The 18,342-nt window shown below is 69.4% G+C and carries 19 protein-coding genes; 15 read left to right on the top strand and 4 right to left on the bottom strand.

Annotated elements, in window-relative coordinates; translation table 11 throughout:
- Positions 1-45: 45 nt before the first annotated feature.
- From ACFYYB_RS14030 to ACFYYB_RS13965, 14 genes are all read left to right on the top strand, one after another.
- Entirely contained in the window at positions 46-693 is a 648-nt protein-coding gene (locus ACFYYB_RS14030; protein WP_266881144.1) for an L-threonylcarbamoyladenylate synthase, read from the top strand.
- Positions 690-1,322: a protein-tyrosine-phosphatase gene (locus ACFYYB_RS14025; RefSeq protein ID WP_266881145.1), complete on the top strand. Its 633-nt coding sequence runs from the start codon at positions 690-692 to the stop codon at positions 1,320-1,322. The genes ACFYYB_RS14030 and ACFYYB_RS14025 overlap by 4 nt, the downstream gene beginning before the upstream one ends.
- Before the next feature lie 80 nt (positions 1,323-1,402).
- A complete protein-coding gene (glyA, locus tag ACFYYB_RS14020) occupies positions 1,403-2,635 on the top strand; it encodes a serine hydroxymethyltransferase (protein ID WP_389435444.1) in 1,233 nt (410 codons plus the stop codon).
- Positions 2,636-2,739: 104 nt separating this feature from the next.
- Positions 2,740-4,074 (top strand): MraY family glycosyltransferase, encoded by a 1,335-nt coding sequence (locus ACFYYB_RS14015; RefSeq protein ID WP_327309258.1) that lies wholly within the window; start codon positions 2,740-2,742, stop codon positions 4,072-4,074.
- A gap of 275 nt (positions 4,075-4,349) precedes the next feature.
- On the top strand, positions 4,350-4,787 hold the full coding sequence (locus ACFYYB_RS14010) for a hypothetical protein (protein ID WP_389435442.1): 438 nt from the start codon (positions 4,350-4,352) through the stop codon (positions 4,785-4,787).
- Positions 4,788-4,997: 210 nt separating this feature from the next.
- Positions 4,998-5,834: a F0F1 ATP synthase subunit A gene (atpB, locus tag ACFYYB_RS14005; RefSeq protein WP_389436195.1), complete on the top strand. Its 837-nt coding sequence runs from the start codon at positions 4,998-5,000 to the stop codon at positions 5,832-5,834.
- Positions 5,835-5,915: 81 nt separating this feature from the next.
- Positions 5,916-6,152: a F0F1 ATP synthase subunit C gene (locus ACFYYB_RS14000; protein ID WP_266955157.1), complete on the top strand. Its 237-nt coding sequence runs from the start codon at positions 5,916-5,918 to the stop codon at positions 6,150-6,152.
- A gap of 42 nt (positions 6,153-6,194) precedes the next feature.
- A complete protein-coding gene (locus ACFYYB_RS13995) occupies positions 6,195-6,737 on the top strand; it encodes a F0F1 ATP synthase subunit B (RefSeq protein ID WP_327304516.1) in 543 nt (180 codons plus the stop codon).
- A complete protein-coding gene (locus tag ACFYYB_RS13990) occupies positions 6,734-7,549 on the top strand; it encodes a F0F1 ATP synthase subunit delta (RefSeq protein WP_389435440.1) in 816 nt (271 codons plus the stop codon). Before ACFYYB_RS13995 ends, ACFYYB_RS13990 begins: the two co-directional genes overlap by 4 nt.
- A 130-nt stretch (positions 7,550-7,679) precedes the next feature.
- Complete coding sequence (gene atpA / locus ACFYYB_RS13985; RefSeq protein WP_266881149.1) at positions 7,680-9,275, top strand: F0F1 ATP synthase subunit alpha; 1,596 nt, start codon at positions 7,680-7,682, stop codon at positions 9,273-9,275.
- 20 nt (positions 9,276-9,295) lie between these two features.
- The gene (locus ACFYYB_RS13980; protein WP_266904423.1) at positions 9,296-10,213 is read left to right on the top strand and encodes a F0F1 ATP synthase subunit gamma; all 918 of its coding nucleotides are present in this window, start codon (positions 9,296-9,298) and stop codon (positions 10,211-10,213) included.
- Positions 10,213-11,652, top strand: a complete 1,440-nt coding sequence (atpD, locus tag ACFYYB_RS13975; RefSeq protein ID WP_266881151.1) for a F0F1 ATP synthase subunit beta — start codon at positions 10,213-10,215, stop codon at positions 11,650-11,652. The genes ACFYYB_RS13980 and atpD overlap by 1 nt, the downstream gene beginning before the upstream one ends.
- Before the next feature lie 129 nt (positions 11,653-11,781).
- Positions 11,782-12,156 (top strand): F0F1 ATP synthase subunit epsilon, encoded by a 375-nt coding sequence (locus tag ACFYYB_RS13970; protein WP_389435438.1) that lies wholly within the window; start codon positions 11,782-11,784, stop codon positions 12,154-12,156.
- A 157-nt stretch (positions 12,157-12,313) separates the two neighbouring features.
- Positions 12,314-12,763, top strand: a complete 450-nt coding sequence (locus tag ACFYYB_RS13965) for a DUF2550 domain-containing protein (protein ID WP_266881152.1) — start codon at positions 12,314-12,316, stop codon at positions 12,761-12,763.
- Positions 12,764-12,936: 173 nt separating this feature from the next.
- On the opposite strand, the gene ACFYYB_RS13960 is transcribed toward ACFYYB_RS13965, so the two are convergent.
- The 3 genes from ACFYYB_RS13960 to ACFYYB_RS13950 all read right to left on the bottom strand — a co-directional run bounded on the left by ACFYYB_RS13960 (position 12,937) and on the right by ACFYYB_RS13950 (position 16,847).
- Complete coding sequence (locus tag ACFYYB_RS13960; RefSeq protein WP_389435435.1) at positions 12,937-14,796, bottom strand: glycosyl hydrolase family 18 protein; 1,860 nt, start codon at positions 14,794-14,796, stop codon at positions 12,937-12,939.
- Between the two features lie 201 nt (positions 14,797-14,997).
- Positions 14,998-15,639: a response regulator gene (locus ACFYYB_RS13955; RefSeq protein WP_389435433.1), complete on the bottom strand. Its 642-nt coding sequence runs from the start codon at positions 15,637-15,639 to the stop codon at positions 14,998-15,000.
- Positions 15,636-16,847: a sensor histidine kinase gene (locus ACFYYB_RS13950; protein ID WP_389435431.1), complete on the bottom strand. Its 1,212-nt coding sequence runs from the start codon at positions 16,845-16,847 to the stop codon at positions 15,636-15,638. The genes ACFYYB_RS13955 and ACFYYB_RS13950 overlap by 4 nt, the downstream gene beginning before the upstream one ends.
- 180 nt (positions 16,848-17,027) lie before the next feature.
- On the opposite strand from ACFYYB_RS13950, the gene ACFYYB_RS13945 reads away from it, so the two are divergent.
- On the top strand, positions 17,028-17,597 hold the full coding sequence (locus ACFYYB_RS13945) for a hypothetical protein (protein WP_389435429.1): 570 nt from the start codon (positions 17,028-17,030) through the stop codon (positions 17,595-17,597).
- Positions 17,598-17,676: 79 nt separating this feature from the next.
- Here the strand turns inward: ACFYYB_RS13945 and ACFYYB_RS13940 are convergent, their stop codons facing one another.
- Positions 17,677-18,249 carry a cob(I)yrinic acid a,c-diamide adenosyltransferase gene (locus ACFYYB_RS13940; protein WP_266881157.1) on the bottom strand — a complete coding sequence of 191 codons (573 nt, stop codon included), beginning with the start codon at positions 18,247-18,249 and terminating at the stop codon, positions 17,677-17,679.
- Positions 18,250-18,342: the final 93 nt, after the last annotated feature.

Below are 18,342 nucleotides of genomic sequence, written 5' to 3'. Positions count from 1 at the left end.
CGCGCGCATTCCCGCCACCACCCCGCTGCACGAGGAGGCCCGCTGATGGCCCGGCGATACGACTGCAACGACGCGACGGACCGCAAGACGGGCCTGCGCGAAGCCGCCTCCGCCGTACGTCGCGGCGAGCTCGTCGTGCTGCCCACGGACACCCTGTACGGGATCGGCGCGGACGCCTTCAGCGCGGAGGCCGTCGGCGACCTGCTCGCCGCCAAGGGGCGCGGCCGCAACATGCCCACCCCCGTCCTCATCGGCTCCCCGAACACCCTGCACGGCCTGGTCACCGACTTCTCCGAGCAGGCGTGGGAGCTCGTCGACGCCTTCTGGCCCGGCGCGCTGACCCTCGTCGCCAAGCACCAGCCCTCGCTGGCGTGGGACCTGGGCGAGACCGGCGGCACGGTGGCCGTACGCATGCCCCTGCACCCCGTCGCGATCGAGCTGCTGACCGAGGTCGGCCCGATGGCGGTGTCCTCGGCGAACCTGACCGGACACCCGGCGCCGGAGGACTGCGACGCGGCCCGCGAGATGCTCGGCGACTCCGTGTCCGTGTACCTGGACGGCGGTCCGACCCCGGGCATGCAGCCCTCGTCGATCGTCGACGTCACCGGGAAGGTTCCCGTCCTGCTGCGCGAGGGGGCGCTGACCGCCGAGCAGCTGCGGGAGGTCGTACCCGACCTCGAGGTGGCCCCGTGAGCCCTGAGGGGCGTGGCATAGCCGGGGACAGCACCTTCCGCATACTCCACGTCAGCACCGGCAACGTCTGCCGCTCGCCCATCACCGAGCGGCTGACGCGGCACGCGCTGTCCCACCGGCTCGGGGGCCCCGTCACCGGCGACCTGATCGTGGAGAGCGCGGGCACCTGGGGCCACGAGGGCGCGCCCATGGAGGCCAACGCGGCCGCCGTGCTGGCCGACTTCGGGGCGGACGCCTCCGGGTTCACCGGCCGGGAACTCCTGGACGAGCACGTCATACGCGCGGACCTGGTCCTGACCGCCACCCGCGACCACCGCGCCCAGGTGATCTCGATGGGGCACTCGGCGGGGCTGCGCACCTTCACCCTGAAGGAGTTCACCCGGCTGGTGCGGGCGATAGACCCGGCGACGCTGCCGCCGCTGGAGGACGGGATGGTGGAGCGGGCCCGAGCGCTGGTCCGTGCCGCCGCCGCTCTACGCGGGTGGCTCCTCGCGCCGTCCCCGGACGCGGACGAGGTGTACGACCCGTACGGGGCGCCGATCACCTTCTTCCGCTCGATCGGCGACGAGATCAACCAGGCGCTGGACCCCGTGGTCACGGCCCTGACGGGCGTCACCGCTTCCCGCTGACGGGTGCCGCAGGGCGGGATGCGCACGGGCGGCCTACAGTGGCTGGTACCCGGTATGCGGTACCCCCCTGGAGTCGCGCCATGAGCGTCATCACCCAGCCCCTGGACCTGCTGCGGCAGCAGGATCCGCAGATGGCCGACGTCCTCGACGGGGAGCGGCAGCGGCAGGCGGAGGGGCTGCAGCTGATCGCCGCCGAGAACTTCACCTCGGCCGCCGTGCTCACCGCACTCGGATCGCCGCTCGCCAACAAGTACGCCGAGGGGTACCCCGGCGCCCGCCACCACGGCGGCTGCGAGTACGCCGACCTGGCCGAGCGGATCGCCGTCGAGCGGGCCCGCGCCCTCTTCGGCGCCGAGCACGCGAACGTGCAGCCGCACTCCGGATCGGCCGCAGTGCTCGCCGCGTACGCCGCGCTGCTGCAGCCCGGGGACACCGTGCTGGCGATGGCGCTCACCTCCGGGGGACACCTCACCCACGGGTCGCCCGCGAACTTCTCCGGGCGCTGGTTCGACTTCGTCGGGTACGGCGTGGACGCCGAGACCGGGCTCATCGACTACGCCGAGGTGCAGCGGCTCGCGCACGAGCACCGGCCCAAGGCCATCGTGTGCGGGTCCATCTCCTATCCGCGGCACCCCGAGTACTCCGCGTTCCGGGAGATCGCCGACGAGGTCGGGGCCTTCCTCATCGCCGACGCCGCCCACCCCATCGGCCTCGTGGCCGGCGGGGCCGCGCCCAGCCCCGTGCCCTACGCCGACATCGTCGTGGCCACCACCCACAAGGTGCTCCGGGGTCCGCGCGGCGGGATGATCCTGTGCGGGGCCGAGTTCGCGGAGCGGATCGACCGGGCGGTGTTCCCCTTCACCCAGGGCGGCCCGCAGATGCACACCATCGCCGCCAAGGCCGTGGCCTTCGGTGAGGCCGCCGGGCCCGCCTTCACCTCCTACGCGCACCGGGTGGTCGCCAACGGCCGCGCCCTGGCCGACGCGCTCGCCGCCCGCGGCTTCGCGATCACCACGGGCGGGACCGACACCCACCTGATCACCGCCGACCCCGCACCGCTGGGCCTCGACGGCGCGGGCGCCCGGGGCCGGCTCGCCGCCGCCGGCATCGTGCTGGACACCTGCGCCCTTCCTTACGGTGATCAGCGCGGCATCCGCCTCGGCACCGCGGCGGTGACCACGCAGGGGATGGGGGAGCCGCAGATGGGCCGGATCGCCGAGCTGTTCACGGCCGCGCTGACGGGCGGGGAGCCGGCGAAGATCCGTAGGGACGTCAACGAGCTGGTGGTCAGTTTTCCGCCGTATGGGGTTTAAGCGGGGCAAGTGCGACGTACCGCAACCGGGATACCGCCCCTGCGCGTCCCCGACAGTGAGTACATCGCAGCTAGTGTGTGGGGCTGAGATGGCCGGCGATACATCTGGGGCAGCCCGTGCGTGAATATCTGCTGACGCTTTGCGTCACGGTCGCGGTGACTTATCTACTCACCGGGCCCGTGCGGAAGTTCGCGATCGCCGTGGGCGCGATGCCGGAGATCCGTGCGCGCGACGTGCACCGGGAGCCGACTCCGCGGCTCGGCGGCATCGCGATGTTCGGCGGACTGTGCGCCGGCCTGCTCGTCGCGGACCACCTGCAGAACCTCAACGGGGTCTTCGAGCTGTCGAACGAGCCGCGGGCCCTGCTCTCCGGGGCGGCCCTGATCTGGCTGGTCGGCGTACTCGACGACAAGTTCGAGCTCGACGCCCTGATCAAGCTCGGCGCGCAGATGATCTCCGCCGGCGTGATGTGCATGCAGGGTCTGACCATCCTGTGGATTCCGGTTCCCGGCATCGGCTCGGTCTCGCTCACCCCCTGGCAGGGCAACCTGCTCACCGTGGCCCTCGTCGTGATCACCATCAACGCGGTGAACTTCGTGGACGGCCTCGACGGCCTCGCCGCCGGCATGGTCTGCATCGCGACCTGTGCGTTCTTCCTCTACGCGTACCGCATCTGGTTCGGCTACGGGATCGAGGCGGCCGCGCCCGCGACCCTCTTCGCCGCCATCCTGATGGGCATGTGCCTCGGCTTCCTGCCGCACAACATGCACCCCGCCCGGATCTTCATGGGCGACTCCGGCTCGATGCTCATCGGCCTGGTGCTGGCCGCCGCCGCCATCTCCGTCACCGGACAGGTGGACCCGGACGCGATGGCCCTGTTCGTGGGCGGCGAGCGCAACGCGACCCACGCGATGCTGCCGGTCTTCATCCCGCTGATCCTGCCGCTCACGATCATCGCGATCCCGATGACGGACCTGGTGCTGGCCATCGTGCGGCGCACCTGGAAGGGCCAGTCGCCCTTCGCCGCGGACCGCGGGCACCTGCACCACCGACTGCTGGAACTCGGGCATTCGCACAGCCGGGCCGTGCTCATCATGTATTTCTGGTCAGGATTGATCGCCTTCGGCACCGTGGCGTATTCGGTGCATTCCGCCTCCATGTGGATCGTGCTGGCGATTTCCGCACTGAGCGCCGTGGGCCTGTTGCTGCTCCTGCTGCCCCGGTTCACCCCGAGGGCCCCGCGCTGGGCGGAGCGGCTGGTCCCGCCGCGCTACCGGCACGCCGAACGGGCCGCGGAGGCAGCCCTGCAGGACGCCTCGGCGGCGGAGCCGGAGCCGGCCCGGCCGATCGCGGCGGGAGTGTCCGGCGTCAACGGGGCGACCGCCATCGGCCCCCGTTCGCGCTTCCCCGACCGGCGTAAGGCCGGATCCTCCCGCTGACGTCCTGGACGCATGTCGGACATGAACGCCCTTTACCAGACAAGCCACTTGCGTGTCGCGCACACACGCGCAGGGTCACTCTCATGTGTGACAGTCCGCACACCCTCCGAGTAAAGCTCTCATCAAATACTTTGTGATACCGTTCACTAAACCCGGCGACAGAGCCGAAGGACCGTAGTGCGACGGTCCATTGGCCCGAGGTTCCCTCTCGGACCGGGCTTACGCTCGTCCTGTACGAGTCCCAGTGCCCCCACCACCACGCGGAGCAAACCGCCATGCGGTCAGATGACGTCCGATCCCTCCTGCAATCCGCCGTTCCCACGGCCGTCGCCGGCGCTCTCGCCGCCGTCATCAGTGGGATCGTCGCCGGTGGCAAGGGGGCCGTGGGCGCCGTCGTCGCGACGGTCGTGGTGATGCTGTTCATGGGCATCGGATTCCTCGTACTGCAGCGCACGGCGAAATCACTTCCGCACCTGTTCCAGGCCATGGGGCTCATGCTCTACACGGCCCAGATCCTGCTGCTCTTCGTCTTTCTCGCCGTGTTCAAGAACACGACGCTGTTCAACCCCAAGGCCTTCGCCATCACGCTCGTCGTCACCACCCTGGTGTGGATCGCCGCACAGGCGCGTGCTCATATGAAGGCCAAGATCCTCTACGTCGAACCTGACTCGATGAAGGGCGACAAGCCCGGAAATTCGGGCCAGAAGCCGTGAGGGGTAGGGGCGAAATAAGTACGCGTTCGGGATGCTGCTATCGTCCGGTTTCAACTGTGGCAATGCTGGCGCGGGCATCTGAGCTGACGCCTGTCCCATCGCGAGGCTCGATGCCCGAACGCCGCCCCCACATCCGTTACACCAGTCCAGTGCCGAACAGCGGCTGTCCGCCGCGCCGACACAACGAGGTTGCCGTACCTATGCGCCACGCTGAAGGAGCCCGCGGTGAGTGCTGACCCGACGACGGTGCTCGCCTTCGAGACCGATTGCCACATCTTCGACGGTTGTGGTTTCCCGGCTCCCGGCCTGCACTCGTTCCTGTTCGAGCCGATCTTCGGGGACGGTGACAGCAACGCGTACTTCAACAAGACGATGCTGCTCGCCCTGCTCGGCACGGTCGTCATCGTCGCCTTCTTCTGGGCCGCCTTCCGCAAGCCGAAGGTCGTCCCGGGCAAGCTGCAGATGGTGGCCGAGGCCGGCTACGACTTCGTGCGCCGCGGCATCGTCTACGAGACGCTGGGCAAGAAGGAGGGCGAGAAGTACGTCCCCTTCATGGTCTCGCTGTTCTTCTTCGTCTGGATCCTGAACCTCTGGTCGATCATTCCGATCGCCCAGTTCCCGGTGACGGCGATCTTCTCGTACCCGGTCGGCCTCGCGCTGATCGTCTACGTGATCTGGATGAGCGTGACGTTCAAGCGTCACGGCTTCGTCGGCGGCTTCAAGAACCTGACCGGCTACGACAAGACGCTCGGCCCGGTCCTGCCGCTGGTCATGGTCATCGAGTTCTTCTCGAACGTGATCGTCCGCCCCTTCACCCACGCGGTCCGACTGTTTGCGAACATGTTCGCCGGTCACACGCTGCTGCTGCTGTTCACCATCGCCAGCTGGTACCTGCTGAACGGGATTGGCATCGCTTACGCGGGCGTCTCGTTCGTCATGGTCGTCGTGATGACCGCGTTCGAACTCTTCATCCAGGCTGTCCAGGCGTACGTCTTCGTTCTCCTGGCCTGCAGCTTCCTGCAGGGCGCGCTCGCCGAGCACCACTGAGCCACGGCTCGCTCCTGCAATCCCCCCGAATCGTCCGGTGGCCAACCCCCACCGGTCCATGAAAGAGAAGGAAGAACTGGCATGTCCCAGATCCTCGCTGCTGCCACCGAAGGCGTCACCGGCTCCCTCAGCTCTGTCGGCTACGGCCTCGCGGCCATCGGCCCCGGCGTCGGCGTCGGCATCATCTTCGGTAACGGCACGCAGGCTCTTGCCCGTCAGCCCGAGGCTGCCGGTCTGATCCGCGCCAACCAGATCCTCGGCTTCGCCTTCTGTGAGGCGCTCGCCCTCATCGGTCTGGTCATGCCGTTCGTCTACTAAGACGAACCCAACGACTAGTCCGAATCGACGAAAGGCACTGATGTGAACCTCCTGGTTCTCGCGGCTGAGGGTAAGGAAAACCCCCTCATTCCGCCGATCCCCGAGCTCGTCATCGGTCTGATCGCCTTCGTCATCGTCTTCGGTTTCCTCGCGAAGAAGCTCCTCCCGAACATCAACAAGGTTCTGGACGAGCGCCGCGAGGCCATCGAAGGCGGTATCGAAAAGGCTGAGGCCGCTCAGACCGAGGCTCAGAGCGTGCTGGAGCAGTACAAGGCCCAGCTCGCCGAAGCCCGGCACGAGGCCGCTCGCCTGCGCCAGGACGCTCTGGAGCAGGGCACTGCGCTGAAGGAAGAACTTCGCGCAGAGGGCCAGCGGCAGCGTGAGGAGATCATCGCTGCCGGTCACGCCCAGATCGCGGCTGACCGCAAGGCCGCCTCTTCCGCCCTCCGTCAGGACGTCGGCAAGCTGGCGACCGACCTGGCCGGAAAGCTTGTCGGCGAGTCCCTCGAGGACCACGCCCGACAGAGCCGCACGATCGACCGTTTCCTCAGCGAGCTTGAGGAGAAGGCCGAGGCCGCCCGATGAACGGAGCGAGCCGCGACGCGCTGGCCACCGCCCGCGAGCGTCTCGACGCGCTGACGGACAACACGTCCGTCGACGCGGCGAAGCTCGCCGGCGAGCTGGCGGCCGTCACCGCGCTGCTCGACCGTGAGGTCTCGCTGCGTCGGGTCATCACGGACCCGGCGCAGTCCGGCGAGGCCAAGGCCGAGCTGGCAGGCCGTCTGCTCGGCGGCCAGGTGGGCGGGGAAACCCTCGACCTGGTGTCCGGCATGGTCCGGTCCCGCTGGTCGCAGTCCCGTGACCTGGTGGACTCGCTCGAGGTCCTGGCGGCCACCGCCGACCTCACGGCGGCCCAGGCCGCCGGTGGCCTCGACGACGTCGAGGACGAGCTGTTCCGCTTCGGCCGGATCGTCACCTCGAACACCGAGCTGCGCGCAGCACTGACCGACCGGTCGGCCACCGCCGCCGCCAAGAGCCAGCTGCTCCGCAGCCTGCTCGGCGGCAAGGCGAACGCCGTCACCGAGCGGCTGGTCACGCGTCTCGTCACGCACCCGCGTGGACGTAGCCTGGAAGCGGGCCTCGAGTCCCTTTCGAAGGTCGCCGCCGAGCGTCGTGGCCGCATGGTCGCCACCGTGACCACCGCGGTTCCGCTCAGCGACGTCCAGAAGCAGCGTCTCGGCGCGGTGCTGGCCAAGCTGTACGGCCGCCCGATGCACCTGAACCTCGACGTGGACCCCACGGTCCTCGGCGGGATCTCGGTGCGGGTCGGCGACGAGGTCATCGACGGCACCATCGCGGACCGCATCGCCGAGGCGTCGCGCCGCATGGCCGGCTGACCAGCCACACATTAGAAAAAAGTATTGCTAGCGGCCCGGTTGGGCCGTGCAGAACTTGCAGAAGATTCCTGGGGGTCGCCCCCAGACCCCTAAGAAGCTTCAGGCCCAACAAGGAGAGCAGGGAACCCAGATGGCGGAGCTCACGATCCGGCCGGAGGAGATCCGGGACGCACTGGAGAACTTTGTCCAGTCGTACCAGCCGGACGCGGCCTCGCGCGAGGAGGTCGGAACGGTCAGCGTTGCCGGCGACGGCATCGCGAAGGTGGAGGGCCTGCCCTCCGCCATGGCGAACGAACTGCTGAAGTTCGAGGACGGAACCCTCGGTCTCGCCCTGAACCTCGACGAGCGCGAGATCGGCGCCGTCGTCCTCGGCGAGTTCAGCGGTATCGAAGAGGGCCAGCCGGTGCAGCGCACTGGTGAGGTGCTCTCCGTCGGCGTCGGCGAGGGTTACCTCGGCCGCGTCGTCGACCCGCTCGGCAACCCGATCGACGGCCTCGGCGAGATCGCGACCGAGGGCCGCCGCGCCCTCGAGCTGCAGGCCCCCGGCGTCATGGTCCGCAAGTCGGTCCACGAGCCGATGCAGACCGGCTACAAGGCGATCGACGCGATGGTGCCGGTCGGCCGTGGTCAGCGTCAGCTGATCATCGGTGACCGTCAGACCGGCAAGACCGCTCTTGCCGTCGACACGATCATCAACCAGCGCGACAACTGGCGCTCGGGCGACGTGAACAAGCAGGTTCGCTGCATCTACGTCGCCATCGGCCAGAAGGGCTCGACCATCGCGTCCGTTCGCGGCGCCCTGGAAGACGCCGGTGCGCTCGAGTACACGACGATCGTCGCCGCCCCGGCGTCCGACCCGGCCGGCTTCAAGTACCTGGCGCCGTACACCGGTTCGGCCATCGGCCAGCACTGGATGTACGCCGGCAAGCACGTCCTGATCATCTTCGACGACCTGTCGAAGCAGGCCGACGCCTACCGCGCCGTGTCGCTGCTGCTGCGCCGTCCGCCGGGCCGCGAGGCCTACCCGGGCGACGTCTTCTACTTGCACTCCCGTCTGCTGGAGCGTTGCGCCAAGCTCTCCGACGACATGGGTGCCGGTTCGATGACCGGTCTGCCGATCGTCGAGACCAAGGCGAACGACGTGTCGGCGTTCATCCCGACCAACGTCATCTCCATCACCGACGGCCAGTGCTTCCTTGAGTCCGACCTGTTCAACGCGGGCCAGCGCCCGGCGCTGAACGTCGGTATCTCGGTCTCCCGCGTCGGTGGCTCGGCCCAGCACAAGGCCATGAAGCAGGTTTCCGGCCGTCTGCGCCTGGACCTCGCCCAGTACCGCGAGCTGGAGGCGTTCGCCGCCTTCGGTTCCGACCTGGACGCCGCCTCGAAGGCCTCGCTGGAGCGCGGCAAGCGTCTGGTGGAGCTGCTGAAGCAGGGCCAGTACCAGCCGATGCCCGTCGAGGAGCAGGTCATCTCCGTCTGGGCCGGCACCACCGGCAAGATGGACGAAGTCCCGGTCAACGACATCCGTCGCTTCGAGTCGGAGCTGCTGGAGCACCTGCGCGTCTCGCGCAAGGACCTCCTCACCTCCATCGCGGACGGCGGCAAGATGTCGGACGACACCCTCACCTCCATCGCTGACGCCATCGCTGACTTCAAGCGTGGGTTCGAGACCTCGGACGGCAAGCTCCTGGGCGAGGACGCGCCGGCCGTCAACGTCTCCAAGTGACGACGGAAGGAAGCTGACTCATGGGAGCGCAGCTCCGGGTCTACAAGCGTCGTATCCGTGCCGTCACGGCGACCAAGAAGATCACCAAGGCGATGGAAATGATCGCCGCCTCGCGCATCGTCAAGGCGCAGCGCAAGGTGGCGGCATCGATGCCGTACGCGACCGAGCTCACCCGTGCGGTGACCGCGGTGGCGACCGGTTCGAACACCAAGCACGCCCTGACGACCGAGGTCGAGGCACCGGTGCGTGCCGCGGTCCTGCTCATCACGAGCGACCGCGGTCTGGCCGGCGGCTACTCCTCGAACGCCATCAAGCAGGCGGAGCGGCTCACCGAGCGGCTCCGCGGCGAGGGCAAGGAGGTCGACACCTACATCGTCGGCCGCAAGGGTGTCGCCTACTACGGCTTCCGTGAGCGCAAGGTCGCGGAATCGTGGACCGGCTTCACCGACAGCCCGGCCTACGCCGACGCCAAGCGCGTCGCGGCGCCGCTGATCGAGGCCATCCAGACGGTCACGGCCGAGGGTGGCGTCGACGAGCTGCACATCGTCTACACGGAATTCGTGTCGATGATGACGCAGAACGCGGTGGACGGCCGGATGCTGCCGCTCAGCCTCGACAAGGTCGAAGAAGAGACCGGCGCGAAGGGCGAGATCCTTCCGCTGTTCGACTTCGAGCCGTCGGCGGAGGACGTCCTCGACGCCCTTCTGCCGCGCTACGTCGAGAGCCGCATCTACAACGCACTGCTGCAGTCGGCCGCTTCCGAGCACGCCGCCCGCCGCCGCGCGATGAAGTCGGCCACCGACAACGCCGGGGATCTCATCAAGAGCCTCTCCCGGCTTGCCAACGCGGCCCGCCAGGCCGAAATCACCCAGGAAATCAGCGAGATCGTCGGTGGCGCCAGCGCCATGGCAGACGCGACCGCGGGGAGTGACAAGTAATGACGACCATTGAGACGGCCGCCGCCACGGGCCGCGTCGCCCGGGTCATCGGCCCGGTCGTCGACGTGGAGTTCCCCGTCGACGCCATGCCCGAGATCTACAACGCCCTCAAGGTCGAGGTCGCAGACCCGGCCGAGGACGGCAAGCTCAAGACCCTGACCCTCGAGGTCGCGCAGCACCTGGGTGACGGCCTCGTCCGTACCATCTCGATGCAGCCGACCGACGGTCTGGTCCGCCAGGCCACGGTGGTCAACACGGGCGAGGGCATCACCGTCCCCGTCGGTGACTTCACCAAGGGCAAGGTCTTCAACACCCTGGGTGAGGTGCTGAACTACCCGGAGGAGAACGCCAACGTCACCGAGCGCTGGCCGATCCACCGCAAGGCCCCTCGCTTCGACGAGCTCGAGTCGAAGACCGAGATGTTCGAGACCGGCGTCAAGGTCATCGACCTTCTCACCCCGTACGTCAAGGGTGGAAAGATCGGTCTGTTCGGTGGTGCCGGTGTCGGCAAGACCGTTCTGATCCAGGAAATGATCTACCGCGTCGCCAACAACCACGACGGTGTGTCGGTCTTCGCGGGCGTCGGTGAGCGTACCCGTGAGGGCAACGACCTCATCGAGGAAATGGCCGAGTCCGGCGTCATCGACAAGACGGCGCTTGTCTTCGGTCAGATGGACGAGCCGCCGGGCACGCGTCTTCGCGTCGCGCTGGCCGGTCTGACCATGGCGGAGTACTTCCGCGATGTGCAGAAGCAGGACGTGCTCTTCTTCATCGACAACATCTTCCGTTACACCCAGGCCGGTTCGGAGGTGTCGACCCTTCTGGGCCGCATGCCGTCCGCCGTGGGTTACCAGCCGAACCTGGCTGACGAGATGGGTCTGCTGCAGGAGCGCATCACCTCGACCCGCGGTCACTCGATCACCTCGATGCAGGCGATCTACGTCCCCGCGGACGACCTGACCGACCCGGCGCCGGCCACCACCTTCGCCCACCTCGACGCGACGACGGTTCTTTCCCGTCCGATCTCCGAGAAGGGCATCTACCCGGCCGTGGACCCGCTGGACTCGACGTCCCGCATCCTCGACCCGCGGTACATCGCGGCGGACCACTACGCCACGGCGATGCGCGTCAAGGGGATCCTGCAGAAGTACAAGGACCTCCAGGACATCATCGCGATCCTCGGTATCGACGAGCTGGGCGAGGAGGACAAGCTCGTTGTCCACCGTGCCCGTCGTGTCGAGCGCTTCCTGTCGCAGAACACGCACGTCGCCAAGCAGTTCACCGGCGTCGACGGTTCGGACGTTCCGCTCGACGAGTCGATCGTGGCCTTCAACGCAATCTGCGACGGAGACTACGACCACTTCCCCGAGCAGGCGTTCTTCCTGTGCGGTGGCATCGAGGACCTGAAGGCGAACGCCAAGGAGCTGGGCGTCTCCTGAAGCCGCGCTCATCCGTGAGCACAGCTGAATGACGGAGAGGGGCGGGTGTGTCCCGTCCCTCTCCTCACGCCCATTAGAATTTGACCCAACACCCGGCCATACCGCCGGGTGGTGACCCGAGGAGCCACCATGGCTGCTGAGCTGCACGTCGAGCTGGTCGCGGCGGACCGGAATGTCTGGTCCGGCGAGGCCACCCTGGTTGTCGCCCGCACCACGTCCGGCGACATCGGCGTCATGCCCGGTCACCAGCCGCTTCTCGGTGTGCTGGAATCGGGCCCGGTGACCATCCGCGCCGTCGGGGGCAACACTGTTGTCGCCGCGGTGCACGGCGGATTCATCTCGTTCGCGGACAACAAGTTGTCGCTGCTGGCCGAGATCGCCGAGCTTGCCGACGAGATCGACGTCGAGCGGGCGGAGCGGGCACTGGAGCGCGCGAAGTCGGAGACCGATTCGGCCTCCGAGCGTCGCGCCGATGTCCGGCTGCGCGCGGTTTCGGGGCGCTAAGCCCCGGTACTGTTAAGAGTTTCAAACCTCAGCCGCGGCCTGTTCCGGAATTTTCCGGACCGGGTCGCGGCTGAGGCGATGCGGGTCCGCACCAGACTCCGTCTGGTAGGAACGCTGTCGTCCGGGTTTTTTCGATGAGCGAGGAGGTCGGTGAAAGATGCTCCTCGCTCTGCTTGTGAGCGGCCTGGTCGTCGTAGCCCTGGTGGTGATCGGGCTCTTTGTGTTCGGGCTGCGCCGCAGGCTGATCCAGCGCTCCGGCGGCACCTTCGACTGCAGCATGCGCTGGGGCGTGTCCGAGGAACCGGACGTCTCCGGCAAGGGCTGGGTGTACGGGGTCGCGCGCTACAGCGGTGACCGCATCGACTGGTTCCGTGTCTTCAGCTACTCCCCGCGGCCGCGCCGGCTGCTGGAGCGGTCCTCCATCGAGGTCGTCGCCCGCCGTGCGCCCGAGGGCGAGGAGGAGCTGGCCCTGCTCTCCGACGCCGTCGTACTGTGCTGCGCGCACCGCGGCACCCGCCTGGAGCTGGCGATGAGCGATGACGCGCTGACCGGTTTCCTGGCCTGGCTGGAGGCCGCGCCCCCCGGGCAACGGGTGAACGTGGCCTGAGGGCCGGTGGCGCCGGGTCGTTCCCGCCGGACGGAGTCCGGCGCGGCGGCGCGAAGCCGGGGAGGCCCCCGGGGCCGAGCCGTGCGAGCGGCGGGTGAAGAAGGAGAAGCCGGGGAGACGGGGGCGGACCCGTCTCCCCGGCTTCGTCTTTCACCGGGCCGTGCGGTCAGGGGTTACGAGAGACCGGCGTGGACCGCCTGGGCCAGTTCGCCGTTCGCGGTGTCGCCGCTGAACTCCCAGTAAAAGGCTCCCCTGAGACCCTGCTGCTTCGTCCAGGTCATCTTCGAGGCGATGGTGGCGGGGGTGTCGTAGCTCCACCAGTTGCTGCCGCACTTGGCGTACGCCGTGCCCGCGATGGTGCCGGTCGAGGGGCAGCTGCCCTTGAGGACCTTGTAGTCCTCGATGCCCTGCTCGTAGGTGCCCGGGGCCGGGCCGGTGGCGGTGCCGCCGGGCGTGGCCTGGGTGACGCCGGTCCAGCCGCGGCCGTAGAAGCCGATGCCGAGGTTGAGCTTGGAGCCGGCGATGCCCTTGCCCTTGAGCTTGGTGATCGCGGCCTCGGAGTTGAATCCGGCGATCGGGATGCCGGTGTACGAGGTGAGCGGGGAGTGCGGGGCCGTCGGGCCCTGCGCCGCCCACGCGCCGAAGAAGTCGTAGGTCATGACGTTGTAGAAGTCGACGTACTGGGCGGCGCCCGCGTAGTCGGCCGCGTCGAGCTTGCCGCCGTTGGAGCCGTCGGCGGAGATGGCGGCGGTCACCAGGTTGCTGCTGCCGAACTTGGTGCGCAGCGCGGAGAGGACGTTCTTCAGGGAGGCCGCCCCGCTGGTGTCGCAGGACAGGCCGCAGGCGTTCGGGTACTCCCAGTCGATGTCGATGCCGTCGAAGACGTCGGCCCAGCGCGGGTCCTCGACCAGGTCGTAGCAGGACTGGGCGAAGGCGGCCGGGTTGGCCGCGGCCTGGCCGAAGCCGCCGGACCAGGTCCAGCCGCCGAAGGAGTAGAGGACCTTGATGTTCGGGTACTTCTTCTTCAGCTGGCGCAGCTGGTTGAAGTTGCCCGCGACCGGCTGGTCCCAGGTGTCGGCGGTGCCGGACACGCTGGAGCCCGCGTCGTAGGTCTTCTGGTAGTCGGCGTAGGCGTCACCGATCGTGCACTTTCCGCCCTGGACGTTGCCGAAGGCGTAGTTGATGTGCGTGATCTTCGCGGCGCTGCCGGAGGTGACCAGGTTCTTCACGTGGTAGTTGCGCTGGTAGACGCCCCAGTTCGTGAAGTAGCCGAGCTTGACCGCGGATCCCGGGGTGCCGGGGTCGCCGGGGTCGGTTCCGCCGCCGCCGGTGGTGGTCACCGAGAGGGAGCCGGAGGAGGGGCCGGTCTGGTCGATGGTGTCGCGGGCGGTGACCGTGTAGGTGTAGGTGGTGCCCTTGGTCAGGCCCGAGTCCGTGTACGAGGGGCTGGTGACGGTGGCGATCTTGGCGCCGCCGCGGAAGACGTCGTAGTTCTTGACGCCCTTGTCGTCGGTGGCCGCGGCCCAGCCGAGGGTCAGCCCGGTGTCGGTGACGCCGCTGGCCGTGGGGGTGCCGGGGGCGCTGGGCGGGTTGTCCGTGGGGGTGGTGCCGCCGTCGCAGGTGCCGCCGTTGATCTTGCAGCCGCTGGGGGCGCCGGAGCCGGTGCCGTTGAAGCCGAAGCTGACGGTGGCGCCGGGGGCGAGGTTGCCGTTCCAGCCGAGGTTCTTGCCGGTCCAGTGGGTGCCCGAGCTGGTGACGGTGGCGTCCCAGGCGGAGGTGACGGCGGTGCCGGCCGGGTAGTCCCACTCCACGGCCCAGCTGCTGAGGGTGGTCGTGCCGGTGTTCTTCACCGTCCACTTGCCCTCGAAGCCGGAGCCCCAGTCGGAGACCTTGGTGTACGTCGCGGTGGCCGAGGCGGCCGCCTCGGCGGGACCGGCGATGGCCACGAGTCCGGCGACGGGCAGGGTGAGGACGGCCAGTGCGGCCGCGACTCTTCGAAACAGCGGTGCGCGTCGTGGGGGTGCTGTGCTCAAGGGTGCTCCTCCGAGGTCCGCAGCGGACGTGGGGACGGCCGCTGCATGGGGGTGGGACCTGCGCCGCCCGTGAGCGCGGCCGTGACGTCTTGTCATGGCACGCTCACCACAGTTGTGCGTGAGAGTAGAAAGGTCTGGACCAACCGTCAAGAGGTCCAGACCTCCCGTAGCGGCCTCGGATTCATTTCCGGCCGGATTCGACTAGAGCCCCAACTCCTGCGCCAGAACGGCTGCTTGGACCCGGCTGCGCAGCTCCAGCTTGGCCAGCACCCGGCTGACGTGGGTCTTCGCCGTGGCCTCCGCCATCTCCAGACGCACCGCGATCTCCGCGTTCGACAAGCCCTCGCCCAGGCACCCCAGCACCTCCCGCTCGCGCGGGGTCAGGGATTCCACCGTCGCCGGTACGGGCACCCGTACGGGCCGCGGGTCCGCGAACTCCGCGATCAGCCGCCGGGTCACCGCCGGGGCGATCAGGCCCTCCCCGCGCGCGACGGTCCGTACCGCCCCGAGCAGCTCCGCCGCGTCCGCGTCCTTCAGCAGGAAGCCCGCCGCGCCCGCGCGCAGGGCGCCGAAGACGTACTCGTCGTGGTCGAAGGTGGTGAGCACGAGGACGTCGGCCAGGCCCTCCGCGACCACCTGGCGGGTCGCCGACACCCCGTCCAGGCGGGGCATCTGCACGTCCATGAGCACCAGGTCGGGCCGCAGCTCGCGGGCCAGGCGCACGGCCTCCTCCCCGTCGGCGGCCTCGCCCGCCACCTCGATGTCGCCGGCGCTGCGCAGGATCAGGACCAGCCCGGCCCGTACCGCGCTCTGGTCCTCCGCCACCACGACCCTGATCGTCACGTCCGTACCGCCTCTTCTTCCACGGGCAGCGACGCCCGGACCCGCCAGACCGCGTCCGCGCGGCCCGCTTCGAAAGTTCCGCCGAGCAGTTCCGCCCGCTCGCGCATGCCGATCAGACCGGCGCCCGAGCCGGGGGCGCGGGGGCCGGGGCGCTCCCCGTAGGGGGAGTCGACCGCCACGCGCAGCGCGCCGGCCCCGGCCCTGCCCCCGCCCGCGGGGCGGTCGCGGGCCAGCCGGACCGTGACCGTGCCGGGGGCGGCGTGCTTGAGGGCGTTGGTCACCGACTCCTGGACGATCCGGTACGCCGCCAGCTCCACCGGGGCGGGCAGGGGCTCCCCGGACGGCCGGTCGCCACGGAGTACGAAGTCCAGCCCGCTCGCGGCCCCGTTCGTACGGGCCTGCGCCAGCAGGGCGTCCAGCCCGTCCAGCGAGGGCGTGGCGACGGCCTCCTCCCCGGCGCCCGCGTCACGCAGCAGCCCGATCAGCCGGCGCATCTCGGCCAGTCCCTGGACGCTGTTCTCGCGGATCACCCCGAGGGCCTCGCGGCTGGTGGCGGGGGAGTCGATGGAGAGCGCCGCGGTGGAGTGGATGGCGATGGCGGAGAGATGGTTGGCCACCATGTCGTGCAGTTCGCGTGCCATCCGGGCCCGCTCGGCGATGACCGCCTGGGACCGGTCCATTTCGGCCAGCAGCGCGGTCTGCTCCGCGCGCAGCCGGGCGGCGATGGCGGCCTCGCGGTGGTTGCGCAGGGTGGCCCCGGTCAGCGCCGGGCCGAAGCTGACGATGCCCGTGACCACGCCGATCAGCAGGGCCTGCGGGGTCCGCAGCCAGGCCACGGCGGCGATGGTCACGGCGACGGTGATCAGGCCGGTCTGGACCGGGAGTCGGCGGGCCATGGCCGGTTTGCCGTAGACGACGGCCGCGTACATCAGGTCGGTGAAGATCAGGACGGTGGCCAGGTTCCCCACGGTGAACTGGTCGGCGATCAGCCCGGCCGTGCCGACCGCCAGGGTCACCCGGGGCATGCTGCGGCGCAGCAGCTCCATCGGGCCGAGGACGAGGAGCGGGACCAGGGCCGCCCAGGCCGGGAACAGGTCCCGGCTGGGGGAGCTGTGCACCCCGAGCGACCACAGGACCAGGCCGGCGGCCACGCTGGCCAAGGCGAGCAGCACGTCGTCTCGGTGCGGTGGCGGGATCTTGAGGGTCACGGTCCCATCCAACAGGCTGCGGCGCGGGCGGGCGTCGCCATCGCGGCCGTCTTTCGGTCGGGCGCCCGTACATCGAAGGATGCAGGGCGGCCGCCCTGCATTCGTCACTGGCGACGAGGAAACGGCTCCCGGCGGGCGGGAAGCTGGAGTCATCCCCCCACCACAGGAACGGAGACTCCCGTGCTCGTCACCTTGATCATCGCCTGTGAAGTCGGCTTCTGGGTGCTGCTGGCCGGCGGTCTGGCCCTGCGCTACCTCGCGAAGATGCCGAAGACCGGCGCGGCCGTCCTGCTGTGCGAGCCGGTCCTGGAACTGGTGCTGCTGGTGGCCACCGCCGTGGACCTGCGCGGCGGCGCCGAGCCGGACTGGAAGCACGGGCTCGCCGCGCTCTACCTCGGCTACACCGTCGCCTACGGGCACTACACCGTGCGCTGGCTCGACGGCCACGCCGCGTACCGGCTGGCCGGCGGCCCGAAGCCGGCCGGCGTCGGCTACGGCGGGGCGCGGGCCGTCCACGAGTGGAAGCTGGTCGCGCGGACCGTCCTCGCGGCGGCCGTCGCGGCAGGCCTGCTGCAGGCCGCGATCTGGTACGTCGGCGCTTCGGGCGACACCGCGGCGCTGCGCGGGTGGCAGCTCACGGCCCTGCGGATGGTCGGCATCCACACCCTGATCGCCGTCACCTACACGGTGTGGCCGAAGCGGGCACCGGCGGCGAAGGCCGGCCTGCGCGACTCCGCGGACGCGCCCTAGGGCGTCTCTTTCGGATCTTGCCGGCCGAGCCCGCGTCGTCCGCCGGGGGACGGCCTCGTTCTGTCGCTGACGACAGGTCCTAGCGGTCGCCGCCCGGGACCCACAGGACGTCGCCGACCTCCTTGTTGGCCGTGCGGGCCAGGATGAAGAGGAGGTCGGAGAGGCGGTTGAGGTAGGTGGCCGTGAGCGGGTTCATGACCTCGCCGTGCGCCTCCAGGGCCGCCCAGGTGGAGCGCTCGGCGCGCCGGACCACCGTGCAGGCCTGGTGCAGGAGGGCCGCGCCGGGAGTGCCGCCGGGGAGGATGAAGCTGCGGAGCTTCTCCAGCTCGCCGTTGAAGAGGTCGCAGTCGGCCTCCAGCTTGTCCACGTAGAACTGCTCGACGCGCAGCGGCGGGTACTCGGGGTTCTCGGCGACCGGGGTGCAGAGGTCGGCGCCCACGTCGAACAGGTCGTTCTGCACACGGACCAGGACCTTCACGACATCGGCGGGCAGCGAGCCGAGCGCGATGGCCGTTCCGATGGCCGCGTTGGCCTCGTTGGCGTCGGCGTACGCCGAGATCCGCAGATCGGTCTTGGCCGTGCGGCTCATGTCGCCGAGCGCGGTCGTGCCCTTGTCGCCGGTACGGGTGTAGATGCGCGTGAGGTTCACCATGCCGCCACCCTAGTCCGGGTCAACTACGGTCCTCCGCCGCACTGCTGGGCCGTCCCGGTGTGATGTCCGTCATCTGAGACGTGACGCGTGTTA

It is taken from the genome of Streptomyces sp. NPDC002886 (assembly GCF_042888445.1).
In the GTDB taxonomy this organism is placed as follows: domain Bacteria; phylum Actinomycetota; class Actinomycetes; order Streptomycetales; family Streptomycetaceae; genus Streptomyces.
Note: the sequence above shows the minus strand (reverse complement) of the source record. Positions and strands in the feature narration are given on the sequence as shown.